The organism is Micromonospora sp. NPDC005413, assembly GCF_040606435.1.
Taxonomy (GTDB): domain Bacteria; phylum Actinomycetota; class Actinomycetes; order Mycobacteriales; family Micromonosporaceae; genus Micromonospora.
In genome coordinates this window covers 206,387-223,931 of record NZ_JBEXEV010000005.1, presented here as the reverse complement: position 1 = coordinate 223,931, position 17,545 = coordinate 206,387, and the positions used below count along the sequence as shown (strand labels likewise).

Below are 17,545 nucleotides of genomic sequence, written 5' to 3'. Positions count from 1 at the left end.
AGAACGCGCAGGCGGTTCGCATATATAGAATCCGTCTCACCTTCGGGCCGCCCCGGTCCGACTTCTCAGGAGGGTGCGCTGTGTCCGTACCCACCGTCACCGGCCCCCCGACGCTCTCCCCCGCCCGCGACGGCGAGCGGCTCGGCAGGCGGGCCTGGACCTCGCTGGTGCTGCTCGGCTTCGTCGGCCAACTGGCCTGGACGGTCGAGAACATGTACCTCAACGTGTTCGTCTACGACACCATCACCGACGACCCCACCGCCATCGCCACCATGGTCGCGGCGAGCGCGCTGGCCGCCACCGTGGCCACGCTGCTGATCGGTGCGGTCTCCGACCGGTCCGGTCGGCGCCGGGCCTTCATCGCCGTGGGCTACTTCGCGTGGGGTGTCACCACGGCGGCGTTCGGCCTTCTCACCGTGGATGGCGTGGCCGCACTGGCACCGGCGGCCGACGCGGTGTTGCTGGCCGTGGTCGCCGTGATCGCACTGGACTGCCTGATGTCGTTTCTCGGCTCCGGCGCCAACGACGCCGGGTTCCAGGCCTGGGTGACGGACGTGACCAGGCCGGCGAACCGGGGCCGGGTGGAGTCGGTGCTGGCCGTGATGCCGCTGCTGGCCATGCTCGCCGTCTTCGGCGGCTTCGACGGTCTCACCCGCGCCGGGCAGTGGCGGACGTTCTTCCTGATCATCGGTGTGATCATCGCCGCGGTCGGGGTGCTGGCCTGGTTCCTGGTACGCGACGAGCCCGTGCCCGTCCGTCGGGACGAGCGCCTGCTCCAATCGGTGCTGCACGGGCTGCGCCCAGCGGCCGTACGCACCAACCCTGGGCTGTACCTGGCGCTGTCCGCGTGGTCGATCTGGGGTGTGTCGACCCAGGTGTTCCTGCCGTATCTGATCATCTACGTGCAGCGCTACCTCGACATCGACGGCTATGCCCTCGTGCTCGGCGTCGTGCTGCTCGGCGCATCCCTGGTGAGCATCATCGTGGGCCGGTTCATCGACCGGGTGGGCCGGGTCAGCTTCCTCCTGCCCGCCGTCGGCGTGTACGCGGCCGGCCTGCTCGCGATGTACCTGGCCCGGGGCACGGGCCAGGCGATCGCCGCGGGGCTGCTCATGATGTCCGGGTTCATGCTGGTGCTGGCCCCGATCGGTGCGCTGGTACGGGACTTCTCACCGCCGGAGCGCGCCGGCCACGTGCAGGGCCTGCGCATGATCTTCGCGATCCTGGTGCCGATGGTCGTCGGGCCCTACCTCGGTGCGGCGGTCATCACCGGCGCCGGTGAGACCTACGCCGACCTGGGCGTCGTCAAACAGGTGCCGACGCCGAACATCTTCCTGGCCGCGCTGGCGGTGCTCGTCCTGATCCTCGTACCGGTGCTCGCGCTGCGCCGCCGGCGGTACGGCTCGGCGGCGCGGACATGACCCGGCCGCTGCTGACCCCGTGGGGCGAGGCGCTCGACCCCGACCGGCCGTTGCCGGAGTATCCACGCCCGCAGATGGTCCGCGACAGCTACCTCAACCTCAACGGCCGCTGGCAGTACGCGATCACCGACAGCGGCCGGCAACCGGACGGGTACGACGGCGAGATCATCGTGCCGTTCTCGCCGGAGACGCCGCTGTCGGGCGTCGGCCGGCAACTCCAACCAGGCCAGACCCTGTGGTACCAGCGGATGTTGCGGCTGCCCGACGGGTTCCGGCCCGACCCGTCGGCGCGGGTGCTGCTGCACTTCGGCGCCGTCGACCAGACCTGCGAGGTCTTCGTCAACGGCACGCTGGTGGGCGGGCACACCGGCGGCTACCTGCCGTTCCACTGCGACATCACCGAGGCGCTGCACGACGGCGACAACACCCTGGTCGTCGCCGTACGGGACGACACCGACACCGACCACCACTCGCGCGGCAAGCAGCGTCTCCGTCGGGGCGGGATCTGGTACAGCCCGCAGTCCGGGATCTGGCAGACCGTGTGGGTCGAGTGCGTGCCCGCCCTGCACGTACGGCGACTCACCCTGACCCCACTGCTCGACGAGGGTTGCGTCGACGTGACGGTCCACGCTGGGTCGAACGCGCCCGACGCGACGGTGACGATCCTGGCCGGCGACGACGTCGTGGGCGTGGCGCAGGCACCTGCCGGACGGCCGGTACGCGTTCCGATCCCCGAAGCGCGGCGGTGGAGCCCCGAGGACCCGTACCTCTACGGTGTGACCGTGGACCTGGGCGGCGACCGGGTCCGCAGCTACGTCGGTATGCGCTCGTTCGGCGTCGGCCCCGGCCCGGACGGCACACCACGGCTGCTGCTCAACGGCGCGCCGTACTTCCACGCCGGCATCCTCGACCAGGGTTACTGGTCCGACGGCTGGTACACGGCTCCCTCCGACGAGGCGATGGTCCACGACATCGCGACCATGAAGCGGCTCGGCTTCACCATGCTCCGCAAGCACATCAAGATCGAACCAGCGCGCTGGTACCACCACTGCGATCGCCTCGGCATGCTGGTCTGGCAGGACATGGTGAACGGCGGTGGTCGTTACCGGCCAGCGGTCGTCACCGCACCCGCGGTCAGCCCGCTCCGGCTCAACGACCGCCACCGGCGGTTGTTCGCCCGCGACGACGACGCCGGGCGTGAACAGTTCCGCGCCGAGTTGCACGACACCGTCGAGCACCTACGCAACGTCGTCAGCATCGCGGTGTGGGTGCCGTTCAACGAGGGCTGGGGCCAGTTCGACGCCGTCGCGATCGCCGCCGAACTCACCGCGCTGGATCCGACCCGCAGCGTCGACCACGCCAGCGGCTGGCACGACCAGGGCGGTGGCGACCTTCGCAGCCTGCACGTCTACTTCCGCCGCTTCCGCGTACCGCGGCGCCGCCGTGACCACCGCGTGCTGGTGTTGTCCGAGTACGGCGGCTACAGCCTCGCCGTCGGCGGGCACACCGCGACCGAACGCGAGTTCGGCTACCGCCGTTTCCGCGACGCGGCGTCGCTCGGCGCGGCTTTCCGCCGGCTGCACGCCGAGCAGATCGCCCCGGCGATCGCCAAGGGCTTGAGCGCCACCGTCTACACCCAACTGTCCGACGTCGAGGACGAGGTCAACGGTCTGCTCACCTACGACCGCCGGGTGCTCAAACTGCCGGCCGAACTGGTGGTCGAGGTGAACCGCCAGCTCCGTCTCTGACCGTGGCTACCAGCGGTTGCGCGCCTCCTCGGCCCAGCCGACGAGCCCGTCGAGACTCACCTTCGTCCCGTCGTCCGTCTTCGCCCACCCGGAGAAGTGCCCGAAACACTGGTGCGTCTCGTTCGCGACGACACCGAGGTTGTTGCGGGCCACCTTCTCGTGGAACGGCTGGAACTCGGCCTCGACCCGTTCCCCGCTGATCCGCCACGGGCGAAGCCAGTCCGACCGGTCGTAGGTCCAGCGCAACTCCTCGCCGATCTTGTGCAGCCGGCCGTCGACGAACAGGCCGTTCTCGGTGACCCCGGTGCCGTCGGTCCACTGACCGCCGAGCTGGATCGCTCGTCCCGGTGCCGCGCCGGCGGCCCAGTTCCACGTGATCGAGTACGGCCACCTGCCGCGACCGTGGTCCAGCACGGCGAACGCGTCCGGCCCACCGATCTCGTACGTCTGGCCGTGCAGCTCCAGCAAGCCGTGAACAGGGCGGCCGACGTCCTTGACCGTGTACTGGAATCGTGTGCGGCTCCAGGGCACGACCACGCCGAGCGACTCGTGCCCGGCCGGCAACGGCACCTCCACCTCCAGTCGTACTCCGGGGGCGGTCGCCGAGATGGCGGTGCCGTCGGGACGCTGAGCGATCCGGATCGCCAGGTCACGGCCCCGCGCCCGCGCCTCACCCACACCGCTGTGCGGCGACAGCACCGTCCCGCGCGCCAGCGGCACCACCACGTCGGTCTTCGTCTCGGCGCCGCTGTCCCGATCGAGTACGTAGACGCCGTGCACACCGGCGTAGTCGATCGACGAGGCGACCAGCCCGACGATGTGCTGTGGCGTGACGATGCCCCAGTACTCCCACCGTTTGGTCCGGCCCCAGCCGCGCAGGTTCGCGGTGTGCAGGGGGCGGCGGGTCCAGCCGACCGCCTCCGGGTTGAGTCGACCGTCCGGTTGGCACAGATCGACAGGTGAGGTCAATTCACGTTCGTGCGTCACGAGGTGCAGGATAGCGCCCGGCTGCGGGTGCGGCCCGCTGCGCACTCGCCAGAGTTCCACCACAGTTGACCGCGATCCCACAGCCGGCCGGCTGGCAGGTCCGCGACCTGGCCGGGTCCCAGACCTGTTCGCCAGTTGGCGTCCGGCTCGGCCTGCCGGCGCACCTTTCGGCTCATCTCGTTCTAAGTGAGCCGTAATCGAGGCTATCTGCGCCAAGTTGCTTGGTCAACGGCAAGTATTAGAACCGTTCTCGTCTCAATAACGGTACGCTGATCCCATGCGGCCACCTGATGCCCCCGTCCTGCCGAGCTACGGCACCACCGGCAACGAGCGGCTGGTCCTCGCCGCTCTGCGGGGCGGAGCCGTTCTCAGCCGCGCCGAGCTGAGCGCCACGACCGGCCTGCCGAAGACGACGGTGACCGGCATTGCCAATCGCCTCCTGCAACGGGGCATGGTGGTCGAACACACCGCCGACAGCGGACGGCAGCACCGGGGTCGCGGACGGCCCGCGAGTGGCCTCACGCTGGCGGACACCGGCGGCCTCGTCGCGGCCCTCTGCTTCAGCCACACCACGATCCGGGCCGCAGCGGTCGGCTGGGACGGCACGTTTGCCGCCTCCCGGACAAGCGACATCGGCAAAGATCGCGACCAGCAACGCGTGCTCGACCGAGGGCTCCGCCTGCTCGCAGAGGCGTTCGCCGAGACGGGGTCGACGCCAGAGCAGGCCGACCTTGCCGTCGTCGGCGTTCCGGCAGCCTTCGAGCAGGGGGTGGGGGCGGTGTTCGACCAGCTGCCCGACGCAGCCCGCACGGCCGTGCCCGAGCTGGCGAAGCTGTTCGGGTGGTTTCGGTCGGACCCGGTACCGATCGTCACCGAACGACTCGGCATCCCGACGACGGCGGAGAACTACGCCAACCTCGCAGCGCTGGGCGAGGCGACCGCTGGGGCGGGGCGCGGCATGGACGACATCATCTACATCAAGCTGGTCGAGGGGGTCGGCGCCGGGCTGATCCTCGGTGGTCGGCTGCACCGGGGTGCGCGCGGCCTGGCCGGGGAACTGGCACACGTGCAGGTGCTCCCCGACGGACGATCGTGCCTGTGCGGGAGTCGCGGTTGCCTCGCGGCCACCTATGGCGGCTTCGTGGAATCGATCGGCCGCTCGGCCTACCCGGAACCGTTGACCTTCGCCGACATGCGCGAGCTCGCCACGGCGGGCGACGTGGGCACCCGGCGCATCATGGCCGACCTCGGCCGGGGCTTCGGGCGCGCGCTCGCCGACGTCTGCGTCATGCTCAGCCCGGAAGCGATCATCGTGGACGGAATGCTCGGGGCCGCCGCGGAGCCGTTCCTCGCCGGCATGCGCGACGCGATCGACCGCCGCATGCCGAATGTCTTGGCCCAGAGCCTTCAGCTACTTCCCGGCGTGCTCGGTGAGCGGGCCGACATGCTCGGCGCGGTCGCGATTGCCCGGACGGGGCAGCTGCCCGCCGCAACCTCCACAAGGTAACGGCGAGGTTACGGCCGCAGCGTGTCCGCAACACTCACGTTCCCTCGTGTTGCGAAGTCCCCTGGTAGCGGATATGTTCTGCCCCACAACAAAGTCTTCCTCCGTCCTCGGCCGGTCGGGGGAAGCGCCAGCGTCGCGACCGTTCCACTCCGGCTCCTTGCCCGGTACTCGCCTGAACCGTCGCCTGGCCTCCTTCGCGGGCCGGTGCATTCGTTGATCCGAATGCACCTCCCGATCACCGTGGACTCCCCCCGTCCACGACCAACTGCGGCACCGGACCGGTGCGAGCCGGGGACCTCCCCTGCCGCAAAGATGGAGGTACGACCACCGATGAAAATCCGACCAACCGCTCGATGGGTCGCGGGAATGTCAGCGGCAACGGCTGTTGCTCTGGCCGTCACCGCAGGTCCACCCGCGATGGCCAACTTCGCCAGCGCCTCGCGCGGTGCCAGCAGCTACCCCGGCCAGTCCCCCGTCGTCCAGACCGACAAGGGTGCGGTCCGGGGCGAGGCCAAGAGCATGGTGACCTCTTTCAAGGGCATCCCCTTCGCCGCGCCGCCGACCGGCGACCTCCGCTGGAAGGCGCCGCAGCCGGCCGCCACGTGGAAGGGCACGAAGGACGCGACACAGTTCGGCGCCTCCTGCGTGCAGGGCACCGGATGGGACCCCGGATATGACAAGCCCACGCTGACGGAAGACTGCCTCTACCTCAACGTGTACCGACCCAGCACCGTCTCCAAGAAGAACCTTCCAGTCTTCTTCTGGATCCACGGCGGCGGCAACTTCGCCGGCGCCGGGCGCGACACCAACCCGGACAAGTTCGTGACGCGAGAGGACGCCGTCTACGTCACGATCAACTACCGGCTCGGCGCCATGGGCTACCTCGTGAATCCGGCCCTTGAGGCGGACAACCGCGACGGTTCGGCCGGCAACTTCGCGATCCTGGACCAGCAGGCCGCACTGCGCTGGGTCCAGAAGAACATCAAGGCCTTCGGCGGCAACCCCAACAACGTCACCGTCGCAGGGCAGTCCGCCGGCGCCGGCAACACGGCCGTGCAGCTCGCTTCGCCCTCGGCGCGAGGTCTCTTCGACCGCGCCATCCTCCAGAGCGGAGGCGGCAGCCCTCTGCGGATGTTGCCGGCGGCTCGCCAGAGCGGCGAGCAGTTCAGCGCCGAGCTCGGCTGCCCGACGGGCGCGGGCCAGGTCGACTGCCTTCGCTCGAAGAACCCCACCGAGATCCTCGCGGCACAGGCCAAGGTCCGTCAGTCGGGCGCTGTCGCCGGCACTCGCGTCGTGCCGACCGACCCGATCGACCTGATGAAGACCGGCAAGCTGACCGATCTGCCGGTCCTGGTCGGTGGCACGTCCGACGAGTCGCAGCAGAGTGTCTTCGCCGCCTACGACTATCTCGGCAAGCCGCTCACCACCGAGCAGCTCAACACCCTGATCTCCACCACGTACCCGGACGGTGTCGACCGGATCCGCGCCACCTACCCGGTGGCGAACTACAAGTCGCCCACCGTGACCTGGGGTGCGATCCAGAGCGACCAGCGTGCGTGCCGGGACCAGACGCTGCGCGAGCGGCTGGCGAAGGACACCAGGACCTACGCCTACGAGTTCGCCGAGAAGAACGGCCCGGCCTTCGTCTCGATCTGGCGCCTCAACACCGACTACCCCTTCGGTGCGACCCACGTCAACGACCTCGGCTACCTCTGGGACTACCTCGGCACCGCCCTGCCCTTCAGCAGCGAGCAGGTCGACCTGTCCAACCAGATGATCAGCTACTGGGGCAGCTTCGCCCGTGACGGCAAGCCGAACGCGCAGTTCGCGCCGACCTGGCCCCGGTACGTCCCGCAGGGTGACCTCCTGCAGTTCGCGGCCCCCAGCGCCCAGCGGGTCGCCGACGCCACGATCGGCAACTCGCACAACTGCTCCGTGTGGGACGCGGTCAGTCCCGCTGTCTGACGAATTCAACGAGGTCCGCGATGTGGTGTCTCGGCACCACATCGCGGATCCCGGAAGCGAGCGCAGCGGGCAAGTCGTAGCTGCGCAGACCCCTCGTAACGACCGAAAGGGAATGTTAGGTGAGAAGTTTCTCCAAGGGTCGCCTCGCCACGTGGGTTGCGGCCGTGGTTGCTCCCGTGCTGCTGCTCGGCGCAGGTGCCAGTGCCGTCGCCCAGGCCAACGGAAAGGGCGACCCACGCGGCGGTGACCCCGTCGTGCAGAGCCAGAGCGGGCTCGTCCGCGGCGTCGCGGCGGGCCAGTTCGACCAGTTCCTCGGGCTGCCGTACGCGGCGCCTCCCGTACGCGAGCTGCGGTTCGCCCCTCCGGCCGCGCCGGAGTCGTGGCGGGGAACCAGGGCGGCCGATCAGCAGGCCCCGGCATGCATCCAGTTCGAGCCGACCGGCATCCGCGAGGAGCAGGCCGTCAGCGAGGACTGCCTCTACCTGGACGTCTACCGGCCGAGCAAGGTCGCGAAGAAGGCCAAGCTGCCGGTCATGCTCTGGTTCCACGGCGGTGGCCACACCCAGGGCACCGGCGTCATCTACGGCGGCGGAACGATGGCCGCCAAGACTGACACGATCATCGTCTCGATCAACTATCGCCTCGGAGCCCTCGGCTTCCTCGCCCACCCCGCGCTCAGCGAGGTCACCGAAGGTGGGTCCGGCAACTACGGCCGGATGGACCAGCTCGCGTCGATGAAGTGGGTTCGGGACAACATCGCCAACTTCGGCGGTGACCGCAACAACGTGACGATCTACGGCCAGTCCGCCGGCGGCCAGGGCGTCTGCGACATGCTGGCCATGCCCGCGGCCAAGGGCCTGTTCCACAAGGCGATCGTGCAGAGCCAGCAGTGCCTGGCCACCCGCAACACGCTCGCGGTCGGCGAGCAGCGGGGTGTCGGATTCGCCGAGTCGGTGGGTTGCACCGATGCCGCCACCGTCGTGAACTGCCTGCGTGCGGCGTGGCCCGGGAAGCTCGTCGCCAACCAGGCGAACTACCTTGGCAACTCGAAGGTGGGCGGCTCGCTGCTGCCCAAGTCGTTCGCCGACGCGTTCGCCGACGGCACCTGGAACAAGGTGCCGGTGATGAGCGGCACCACGCGCTCCGAGAACCGGCTCACCGAGACCGCCCTCGCCGGGATCACCGCGCAGGGCTACGTCGACACGATCAAGCGCGAGTACGGCGTCAAGGCGGACCGCGTCCTGGAGCTGTACCCGCTGAGCAAGTTCAAGAGCCCGTGGGACGCCATCACGCAGGTGCACACCGACGCCGGTCGCGCGTGCCAGACCGAGCAGGCCGCTCGGGTGATCTCGACCAAGACCTCGCTCTACCGCTACGAGTTCAACGACCCGACCTCGCCGACCCTCTACGGGTTCCGCGTCCCGGGTGAGGACGTCTCCAACGGACACAGCGGCGAGCTGGCCTACCTGTTCGACTTCACCCTCGGCGAGCGGCCCCTCACCGCACAGCAGAAGAAGCTGTCGGACCAGATGATGCGGTACTGGGGCGCCTTCGCCCACAACGGCAACCCGAACTACCGGGGTGCCCCGTCGTGGCCGACCTACGGCGGCGACGAGAACGTGATGCAGTTGCGCACCGGCGGAGCGAGCCGAGTGATCAACACCTTCGCGGCGGAGCACAACTGCGGCCTCTGGCTCAGCTGACCTCGCACGGCACGTATCGATAACGGAACAGTGCGGGCCCGCCCCGAAAGGGCGGGCCCGTCCGCGTCCGAGCCCCGCCGGAACCTGCGGTGACTCGTACAGAAGGCTGAGGGTGGGTGTCGGGCTGCTCGTGGCGGAGGACCGGCCACGGCGTCGCTCAGTCGACGCCGAACTCCATCGCGGCGCGGTCGAGTGCCGCGTCGTCGGCGGAGGAGACGCCCCGGGACGCGATGGCTTCCGCGCCGCCCTCCGGCATCGCACCGATGAGCCCGGTCGAGGCCGCCTGGGCCGCGCCGACCATCCGTTGCGGGGTCGCGCCGCCGACCATGCCGAGGGTGGCGTACTGCTCCAGCTTGGCCCGCGAGTCCGCGATGTCCAGGTTGCGCATGGTGAGCTGGCCGATCCGGTCCGACGGCCCGAACGCCGAGTCCTCGGTACGCTCCATCGACAGCTTGTCCGGGTGATAGCTGAACGCCGGGCCGGTGGTGTCCAGGATCGAGTAGTCCTCGCCCCGGCGCAGCCGCACCGTCACCTCGCCGGTGACCGCGGTGCCGACCCAGCGCTGCAGTGACTCGCGCAGCATCAGCGCCTGCGGGTCCAGCCAGCGCCCCTCGTACATCAGCCGACCGAGCCGGCGGCCCTCGCTGTGGTAGTTCGCCAGGGTGTCCTCGTTGTGGATGGCGTTGACCAGCCGCTCGTACGCGGCGTGCAGCAGCGCCATGCCGGGTGCCTCGTAGATGCCCCGACTCTTGGCCTCGATGATCCGGTTCTCGATCTGATCCGACATGCCCAGGCCGTGCCGGCCGCCGATGGCGTTGGCCTCCAGCACCAGGTCGACGGGGCTGCCGAACTCCTTACCGTTGATCGTCACCGGGCGACCCTGGTCGAAGCCGATGGTGACGTCCTCGGTCGGAATCTCCACCGACGGGTCCCAGAACCGGACTCCCATGATCGGGTTGACCGTCTCGATGCCGGTGTCGAGGTGCTCAAGGGTCTTCGCCTCGTGCGTGGCGCCCCAGATATTGGCGTCGGTGGAGTACGCCTTCTCGGTGCTGTCCCGGTATGGCAGGCCGCGTTCGAGCAGCCACTCCGACATCTCCTTACGCCCACCCAGTTCGGTGACGAAGTCGGTGTCGAGCCACGGCTTGTAGATGCGCAGTTGCGGGTTGGCCAGCAGGCCGTACCGGTAGAACCGCTCGATGTCGTTGCCCTTGAAGGTCGAGCCGTCGCCCCAGATCTGGACGTCGTCGGAGATCATCGCCCGCACCAGCAGGGTTCCGGTCACGGCCCGACCCAGCGGGGTGGTGTTGAAGTACGCCCGCCCGCCCGAGCGGATGTGGAAGGCCCCGCAGGTCAACGCCGCCAGGCCCTCCTCGACCAGGGCGGCGCGGCAGTCGACCAGTCGGGCGACCTCGGCGCCGTAGCTGAGCGCGCGACCGGGCACCGAGGCGATGTCGGGCTCGTCGTACTGGCCGATGTCGGCGGTGTAGGCGCAGGGAACGGCGCCCTTGTCGCGCATCCACGCGACCGCGACCGAGGTGTCGAGGCCGCCGGAGAAGGCGATGCCGACACGTTCACCGATGGGCAGGGAGGTGAGAACCTTGGACACGAGGAAGAGTATGCACAATCCCGCATGGTCATGCATAGAGAAGTGGGCGACACCACGAGGATTTTTCCTCGGAACGTCACGGCTCGCCGTCGGCGGGCACCCCCGATCCGATCCCGCCGGCCGTAGGCTCACCGACATGACGACAGCGCAGGCCCACACCCTCGCCGTGACCGGCGTCGATCTGGTCTACGACGTCCGCGGTCCACTACCCCCGTCCGGCGGGCACCCCGCGCTGCTCATGATCGGCCAGCCGATGACGGCGGAGGGCTTCGAAGCGCTCGCCCCGCATTTCACGGACCGCACGGTCGTCACCTACGACCCTCGCGGCCTGGGCCGCAGCATCCGGACGGACGGCCGGGCCGACCACACGCCGCAGCGTCAGGCTGCCGACCTGCACCTGCTGATCGAGGCGCTCGGCGCCGGCCCGGTTGACGTGTTCGCCAGCAGCGGCGGTGCGGTGACCGCGCTCGAACTGGTCGCGACCCACCCCGACGACGTCGTCACACTGGTGGCACACGAGCCGCCGATCAACGCCGTGCTCCCCGACGCCACGGCCGCCGAGCGCGCCCAGGCCGCCTTCTATGAGGCTTACCAGGCGAAGGGCACCGGGGCAGGCATGGCCGCCTTCATCGCGATGACGTCCTGGCAGGGCGAGTTCACCGATGCCTACTTCGCCCAGCCCGCGCCCGACCCGGCGATGTTCGGTCTGTCGACCGACGACGACGGCAATCGCGACGATCCGCTGCTGTCGAAGAGCTCGTGGGCGATCACCGACTACCGCCCCGACGCGAGCGCGCTCACCGCGGCAACGACGCGGATCGTGATCGCGGTCGGCGAGGAGTCGGCGGGAACGTACACCGCGCGTACGACCCTGGGCACTGCTGCGTTGCTCGGCCAGGAGGCCGTGGTCTTCCCAAGCCACCACGGAGGCTTCCTCGGTGGTCAGTTCGGTTACGCGGGCAAGCCCGAGGAGTTCGCGGCAAGGCTGCGCGACGTGCTGGACGCCGGCTGACCGTCGCGGGCCCGCGCAGCGGACGGGGCTCGGCGCCACCGGCACCCTCTCGAGCACCCTGCCGCTCGCCGCTGGCGGCGGCGCCGCCCTGTTGGCGGCCGGCGCGGGAATCCTCGTGCTGAGGCGTCGCCGCAAGCGCGCCTGACCGACCCACCCGGCCCCGGACGCCCGCCCGCACGGCGGGCGACCGGGGCCGGCCGCACTGTGTTCACCAGGCTGTCCGGCGAACCGCCGGCCCTGCAGGTGCCGTGCGCCTAGGGTGGGAGCCGGGCGACCACCGTGGCTGAATCGCGCTACGGACGGCGCTGTACAAGGCTCTTTCCGTGCTAGCCGGAAGGCGTGCGATGTCCGGGGTCAATTCGCCTTGCCGCGTACGAATGGGCGGCGCCACGCTCGTTCGACCGGTGCCGACCCGGCCACCTTCACGCTCTGACGCGAGAGCGTCTTCGGCACCGACACAGGCGGCGGCAGCGGCGGCAGCGGACGACGCCGACTCTCGCTGAGATGGACTGGGCTGGATGGGCACTGTTCGGGTTGGTCGCCACTGTGTCACTCACCGCGGCGATGATCACCGCTCAGATGGCCGGGCTCACCCGTCTCGATCTTCCCTTGGTGCTCGGGACCATCGTCACCGAGGATCCCGACCGGGCGCGGGCCGTCGGGTTCTTCATCCACCTCACTGCCGGTCAGGGCTTCGCTCTCGGGTATGCGGCCGTGTTCGCCATGCTGCATCGCGCCAACTGGTGGATCGGGGGGTTGCTCGGTGCGCTCCACGTCGCGATAGCGCTGACCGTGCTCCTGCCCCTGCTGCCTGGTGTCCATCCGCGCATGGCGTCACATCGGGCCGGCCCGGCCAGCACCGCCGTGCTGGAGCCGCCCGGCCTGTTCGCCCTCAACTATGGCGTTCAGACACCGGCGGTCATGGCTGTCGTCCATGTCATCTACGGGGTGGTCCTCGGGCTGCTCCTACAGGCTCGGTGACCTGCACCGGCCGCGGTGAGCGTTCTTCGCTGGCGCGCGGCCGCAGCCGGCGCCGGCTGCCGCTCGTCGCTGGAGGTTCTCCATGACCGACGTCCCCATGGCTCATCAGCGGCCTGCGGCGCCGATCGGCGACTACGGGCTGCTGAGCGACACCCGCACCGCTGCCCTCGTCGCCAGTGACGGCGGGATTGACTGGCTCTGCGTACCCCGCTTCGACGGTGACCCCATGTTCGGCCGGCTGGTCGGTGGCCCGGCGGCGGGGACGTTCCGCGTCGGGCCGGCCCGGCCTGCGACAGTCGTCGAGCGGCGTTACCGGCAGCACACCGCCACGCTGGAGACGACCTGGACGGTGGACGGCTGTCGGCTCACCCTCACCGAGTCCATGGTGGCCGAGCTCGCCGGACGTCTGCTGCCCACGACGTTGCTCGTACGGCGTCTGTCGGCTGAGGGAGGCCCTGTCGACGCCGTGGTGGAGTTCGATCCCCGGCTCGGCGCCCAGCACCGCCGACCCCGGGTCCACCACCGCGACAGGGATCTCGTGTGCGAGTGGGGGGCCCTCGCGGTGTCGCTGGGCTGCGCACCTGGATTCACCGTCGAACCGGGTGCGCCCACCGCGATCACCGTCCAGCCGGGTGTTTCGGTGACGCTCGTGCTGGCCATCGCCCATCGCGAGCCATTGATCCATGTCGAGCCGGCAGCGGCCTGGGACCTTCTCGTCGCCGACGAAAACCGTTGGCGGGCCTGGGCCGCAGAGATCGACGCCGCACTGCCGTTCCGGGAGAGCGTCGTACGCAGTCTGCTGACCCTGCGGTTGTTGACCTACTCTCCCTCGCAGGCACCGGTGGCCGCACCGACGACCTCGTTGCCCGAGGATCCCGGCGGGGTGCGCAACTGGGATTACCGCTATGTCTGGCCACGAGACGCCAGCATCAATGTCAACGCGTTCCTCGGCGTAGGCAAACTGGAGGAGTCCAACGGATTCCTCGCGTGGTTGCTGCATGCCAGCCGGCTGCAGCGACCACGCCTGCCAGCGCTGCTCACCTTGGACGGCCGCCACGTACCGCGAGAGCGGGAGCTGCCCGGCTGGAGCGGCTACCTCGACAGCAGGCCGGTACGGGTTGGCAACGGCGCCGCCGAGCAGCACCAGCTCGACGGCTACGGCTGGGTGGTCGATGCCGCATGGGTGCTCGTACAGGCCGGGCACCGCTTGAACTCGGAGACGTGGCGGGCCGTGCGCGGCTTCGCCGATCTGGTCGCCCGGCGCTGGCCGGAGCCCGATGCCGGCATCTGGGAGGTGCGCGAGCCCGTCCAGCATGTGCATTCCAAACTCATGGGCTGGCTCGCCGTCGACCGCGCCCTGCGCATCGCCGCAACCCACCGGGTCTCCGAGCGGCAACGCCGCCGGTGGCAGGAGGTCCGGGAAGCCATCGCCACCGACGTGCGGGCCCGGGCCTTCGACCCGTCGCAGGCAAGCTACGTCCGCAGCTACGGCGCACCGGAACTGGACGCGGCTCTGCTCGTCCTGCCGTTGCTGGGCATGGACGACAGTGGGTCGGATCGCGTACGCGGCACCATCGATGCCATTCGCGACCGGCTTTCTGCCGGCGGCCCGCTTCTCTACCGCTACCCGCCAGGACGCGACGGCCTCCCCGGCTCCGAAGGCGCGTTCCTGCCCTGCTCATTCTGGCTCGTGCAGGCCCTCGCGCACACCGGACGACGCGCCGAGGCGGTCGAACTGTTCCGGGAACTGCTCGGACGCGCCAGCCCACTCGGCCTCTACGGCGAAGAGGTGGACCCCACAACCGGCGCTTTCCTCGGCAACTACCCGCAGACGCTGACCCACGCCGCGCTCATCCAGGCCGCACTCGCGATCCGAGACGCCGCGCCTGCTGATCAGGAGAGCGGACGATGACGACGCCGCCGACCCGCGGCGGAGATCCCGGACGAGTAGGTACTTCTGGACCATCGGCACCCGACCTCTGAGACGGATCTCCCAAGGGAGTACGCGGCTGGTCTCTAGGACGCTTGGCGGATGGGCATGTCAGCCAGCCAGACGGTGGCCAGGTCGCTGAGGGGGACGTCGAGGGCCTGGCTGAGGCAGACCACGGTGCCGAACGCCGGTGCGGGAAGGCGGCCCGCCTCGATCTTGCGCAGCGTCTCGGGAGAGATGCCGGCTGACAGGGCCACCTCGACGAGGCTACGGCCGGCCCGTGCGGCCCGGAGGGCGGTTCCAAGGCGCTGGCCCGCTGCGATCTGTTCGGTGGTGAGTGGTTGGCGAACCATGGCAGCAGGATAGCCCTCCGGAGCATCCCCGACCTGGCGTGGTATAAAAATAACGGTATAAAAATACCGCATCCGGAGAGGGAGACTGTCGTGATCGAGCTCAAGTCCGCCGAGGAGATCGGCCGGATGGCGGTGACCGGCCAGTTCGTCGGCGAACTACTCGCCGAGCTGAGCGGTGTGGCGGCAGTCGGCGTCAACCTGATGGATCTCGAACACCACGCCCGCCGCCGGATCAAGGAACGCGGTGCCGAATCCTGCTACTGGGACTACGCCCCTTCGTTCGGCCGCGGCCCGTTCCGCAACGTGCTGTGCCTGTCGGTCAACGACGCGGTGCTGCACGGCCTGCCGCACGACTATGTTCTGCGGGACGGTGACCTGCTCAGCATCGACATGGCGGCCGGCATCGACGGCTGGGTCGCCGACTCCGCGCTCTCCGTCATCGTCGGCACCCCCGACCCGGCCGACCTGAAGCTGATCGAGGCCACCGAGGTCGCACTGGAGGCCGGCATCACCGCCGCCAGGCCCGGCGGCCGGCTCGGCGACATCTCCGCCGCGATCGGCGAGGTCGCCCACTCCTACGGCTACGGCGTCAACGCCGAGTTCGGCGGCCACGGCATCGGCCGCACCATGCACGAGGCCCCGCACGTCTCCAACAACGGGCGCGCCCGCCGCGGCATGAAACTCGACCCCGGCCTCACCATCGCCATCGAGCCCTGGTTCTGCCGCTCTACCGACAAGATCAAGTTCGACAAGGACGGCTGGACGATCCGCTCGGCCGACGGCTCCCGCACCGCCCACTCCGAGCACACCATCGCCGTCACCGCATCCGGCCCCCAGGTTCTGACCCGCCGCCCCACTCACGGCGCCACCTCGGCCGATCCCACCAAAAAGCCCGCCACCGCACCCTGACCCGCTCCTATGCCGCGCGGGCCCGTGGCCGCGCGGCCCGGCCACAGCGGGGCTGTCGCAGCAGCTGACCGAGTGCGTCCTAACCGGCGCAACCTTGAAACGGCTCATGGAGCCGTCGCACGTCTGGTGCCTCGTCATGCTGGCTTGCACGGGTAATTAGGTGCTCCCTGGGGGCGGTGGTGGTGGCCGAGGTGGTTCGTGGTCGAGGGGTCGTACGACGCTTTCGAGCTGAATCGTTTGTGACATCGGGTGGCGTCTCAGCCGCGGTGGCGCCAGCCGACCACTGATCCGTTTACGACATCAGCTCGAAAGCGTCCCGCGGGCGGACCCTCCGCCGGTACCCGAGCGGATCCTGAGGTGACTCGTCAGAACGCGATGAGCACCTTGAGGGCCTCGCGGTCGTCCATGGCCCGGTAGCCCTCGGGCACGTCCTCGAGCGAGACGGTCCGGTCGAAGACCTTGCCGGGGTCGACGGTGCCGTCGAGGATGCCGGGCAGCAGCTCGCCGATGTAGGCGCGCACGGGGGCCGGGCCGCCGTTGAGGGTGATGTTGCGGCCGAACAGGCTGGCGAAGCCGACCGGCGCCTCCTCGTACTGAGGTACGCCGACGCGGCTGATGACACCTCCCGAGCGGACGATGCCGACGGCTTGGTCGTAGGCAGGCCGGTGCCCGACCGCTTCCAGGACCTTGGGCGCCCCACCGCCGGTCAGGTCGCGGACCTTCGCGATGCCTTCCTCACCGCGCTCGGCGACCACGTCGGTGGCACCGAACTCGCGGCCCAGATCCGTACGGACCTTGTGGCGTCCCATCAGGATGATGCGCTGGGCACCCAGCTGCTTGGCGGACAGCACGGCGAGCAGCCCGACCGCACCGTCACCGATGACCGCGACGGTGTCACCCTCGGCGACGTTCGCGCGCTTGGCGGCGTGGTAGCCGGTGCCATACACGTCGGCCAGGGTCAACAGCGAGGGCAGCAGTGCGGAGTCGGTGTCCACGGGCAGGGCCACGAGGGTGCCGTCGGCGAGCGGGACGCGGATCAGTTCCGCCTGGGCGGCGCTGAAGAATCCGACGTGTACGCAGGCGGTCTGGAGGCCGGCACGGCAGAACTCGCAGGTGTTGTCCTGGTAGGAGAAGGAGGCGACGACCAGGTCGCCGCGCTTGACGGTAGCGACGTCGGCCCCGATCTGTTCGACGACGCCGATGAACTCGTGCCCCATCTGCATCCCTTGCTCCCGCACGGGCAGGTCGTGGTACGGGTGCAGGTCACTGCCGCAGACACAGGCGCGCACGATGCGAACGATCGCATCTGTGGGTTGCTGGATGGTCGGGTCGGGCATGGACTCGACGCGGACGTCGCCGGCGCCGTACATCAGGGTGGCACGCATGTGTTGTTTCCTTCGGGTTGAAGCAAGGGGTTGAT

General features: G+C 69.6%; 14 protein-coding genes. 10 read left to right on the top strand and 4 right to left on the bottom strand.

Annotated features, from left to right (window positions below; all coding sequences use genetic code 11):
• The first annotated feature begins 80 nt into the window (after positions 1–80).
• Positions 81–1,421, top strand: a complete 1,341-nt coding sequence (locus ABZS37_RS10025) for an MFS transporter (protein WP_355167416.1) — start codon at positions 81–83, stop codon at positions 1,419–1,421.
• Positions 1,418–3,169, top strand: a complete 1,752-nt coding sequence (locus tag ABZS37_RS10020; protein WP_355167414.1) for a sugar-binding domain-containing protein — start codon at positions 1,418–1,420, stop codon at positions 3,167–3,169. The genes ABZS37_RS10025 and ABZS37_RS10020 overlap by 4 nt, the downstream gene beginning before the upstream one ends.
• A 6-nt stretch (positions 3,170–3,175) precedes the next feature.
• On the opposite strand, the gene ABZS37_RS10015 is transcribed toward ABZS37_RS10020, so the two are convergent.
• Positions 3,176–4,156, bottom strand: a complete 981-nt coding sequence (locus ABZS37_RS10015; protein WP_355167412.1) for a DUF2804 domain-containing protein — start codon at positions 4,154–4,156, stop codon at positions 3,176–3,178.
• Positions 4,157–4,433: 277 nt separating this feature from the next.
• Here ABZS37_RS10015 and ABZS37_RS10010 point away from each other — a divergent pair, with 277 nt between their 5' ends.
• The 3 genes from ABZS37_RS10010 to ABZS37_RS10000 all read left to right on the top strand — a co-directional run bounded on the left by ABZS37_RS10010 (position 4,434) and on the right by ABZS37_RS10000 (position 9,331).
• Entirely contained in the window at positions 4,434–5,663 is a 1,230-nt protein-coding gene (locus tag ABZS37_RS10010; protein ID WP_355167410.1) for an ROK family transcriptional regulator, read from the top strand.
• 366 nt (positions 5,664–6,029) lie between these two features.
• Positions 6,030–7,628, top strand: a complete 1,599-nt coding sequence (locus ABZS37_RS10005; RefSeq protein WP_355167408.1) for a carboxylesterase family protein — start codon at positions 6,030–6,032, stop codon at positions 7,626–7,628.
• Between the two features lie 119 nt (positions 7,629–7,747).
• Complete coding sequence (locus ABZS37_RS10000; RefSeq protein ID WP_355167406.1) at positions 7,748–9,331, top strand: carboxylesterase family protein; 1,584 nt, start codon at positions 7,748–7,750, stop codon at positions 9,329–9,331.
• Between the two features lie 157 nt (positions 9,332–9,488).
• Here the strand turns inward: ABZS37_RS10000 and argG are convergent, their stop codons facing one another.
• Complete coding sequence (gene argG, locus ABZS37_RS09995; protein WP_354993559.1) at positions 9,489–10,940, bottom strand: argininosuccinate synthase; 1,452 nt, start codon at positions 10,938–10,940, stop codon at positions 9,489–9,491.
• Between the two features lie 136 nt (positions 10,941–11,076).
• On the opposite strand from argG, the gene ABZS37_RS09990 reads away from it, so the two are divergent.
• From ABZS37_RS09990 to ABZS37_RS09975, 4 genes are all read left to right on the top strand, one after another.
• Positions 11,077–11,952, top strand: coding sequence for an alpha/beta hydrolase (locus ABZS37_RS09990; protein WP_355167404.1), 876 nt, complete (start codon positions 11,077–11,079; stop codon positions 11,950–11,952).
• On the top strand, positions 11,879–12,097 hold the full coding sequence (locus ABZS37_RS09985; protein ID WP_355167402.1) for an LPXTG cell wall anchor domain-containing protein: 219 nt from the start codon (positions 11,879–11,881) through the stop codon (positions 12,095–12,097). The genes ABZS37_RS09990 and ABZS37_RS09985 overlap by 74 nt, the downstream gene beginning before the upstream one ends.
• Before the next feature lie 359 nt (positions 12,098–12,456).
• The gene (locus tag ABZS37_RS09980) at positions 12,457–12,933 is read left to right on the top strand and encodes a hypothetical protein (protein WP_355167400.1); all 477 of its coding nucleotides are present in this window, start codon (positions 12,457–12,459) and stop codon (positions 12,931–12,933) included.
• An 82-nt stretch (positions 12,934–13,015) separates the two neighbouring features.
• Positions 13,016–14,845, top strand: a complete 1,830-nt coding sequence (locus tag ABZS37_RS09975) for a glycoside hydrolase family 15 protein (RefSeq protein ID WP_355167398.1) — start codon at positions 13,016–13,018, stop codon at positions 14,843–14,845.
• A 104-nt stretch (positions 14,846–14,949) separates the two neighbouring features.
• On the opposite strand, the gene ABZS37_RS09970 is transcribed toward ABZS37_RS09975, so the two are convergent.
• Positions 14,950–15,216: a helix-turn-helix transcriptional regulator gene (locus tag ABZS37_RS09970; RefSeq protein ID WP_355167396.1), complete on the bottom strand. Its 267-nt coding sequence runs from the start codon at positions 15,214–15,216 to the stop codon at positions 14,950–14,952.
• A 90-nt stretch (positions 15,217–15,306) separates the two neighbouring features.
• Between ABZS37_RS09970 and map the strand changes: the two genes are divergently transcribed.
• On the top strand, positions 15,307–16,125 hold the full coding sequence (map, locus tag ABZS37_RS09965) for a type I methionyl aminopeptidase (protein WP_355167394.1): 819 nt from the start codon (positions 15,307–15,309) through the stop codon (positions 16,123–16,125).
• 365 nt (positions 16,126–16,490) lie between these two features.
• Here map and ABZS37_RS09960 read toward each other — a convergent pair whose 3' ends face one another.
• Positions 16,491–17,510 (bottom strand): alcohol dehydrogenase catalytic domain-containing protein, encoded by a 1,020-nt coding sequence (locus tag ABZS37_RS09960; RefSeq protein ID WP_355167392.1) that lies wholly within the window; start codon positions 17,508–17,510, stop codon positions 16,491–16,493.
• Positions 17,511–17,545: the final 35 nt, after the last annotated feature.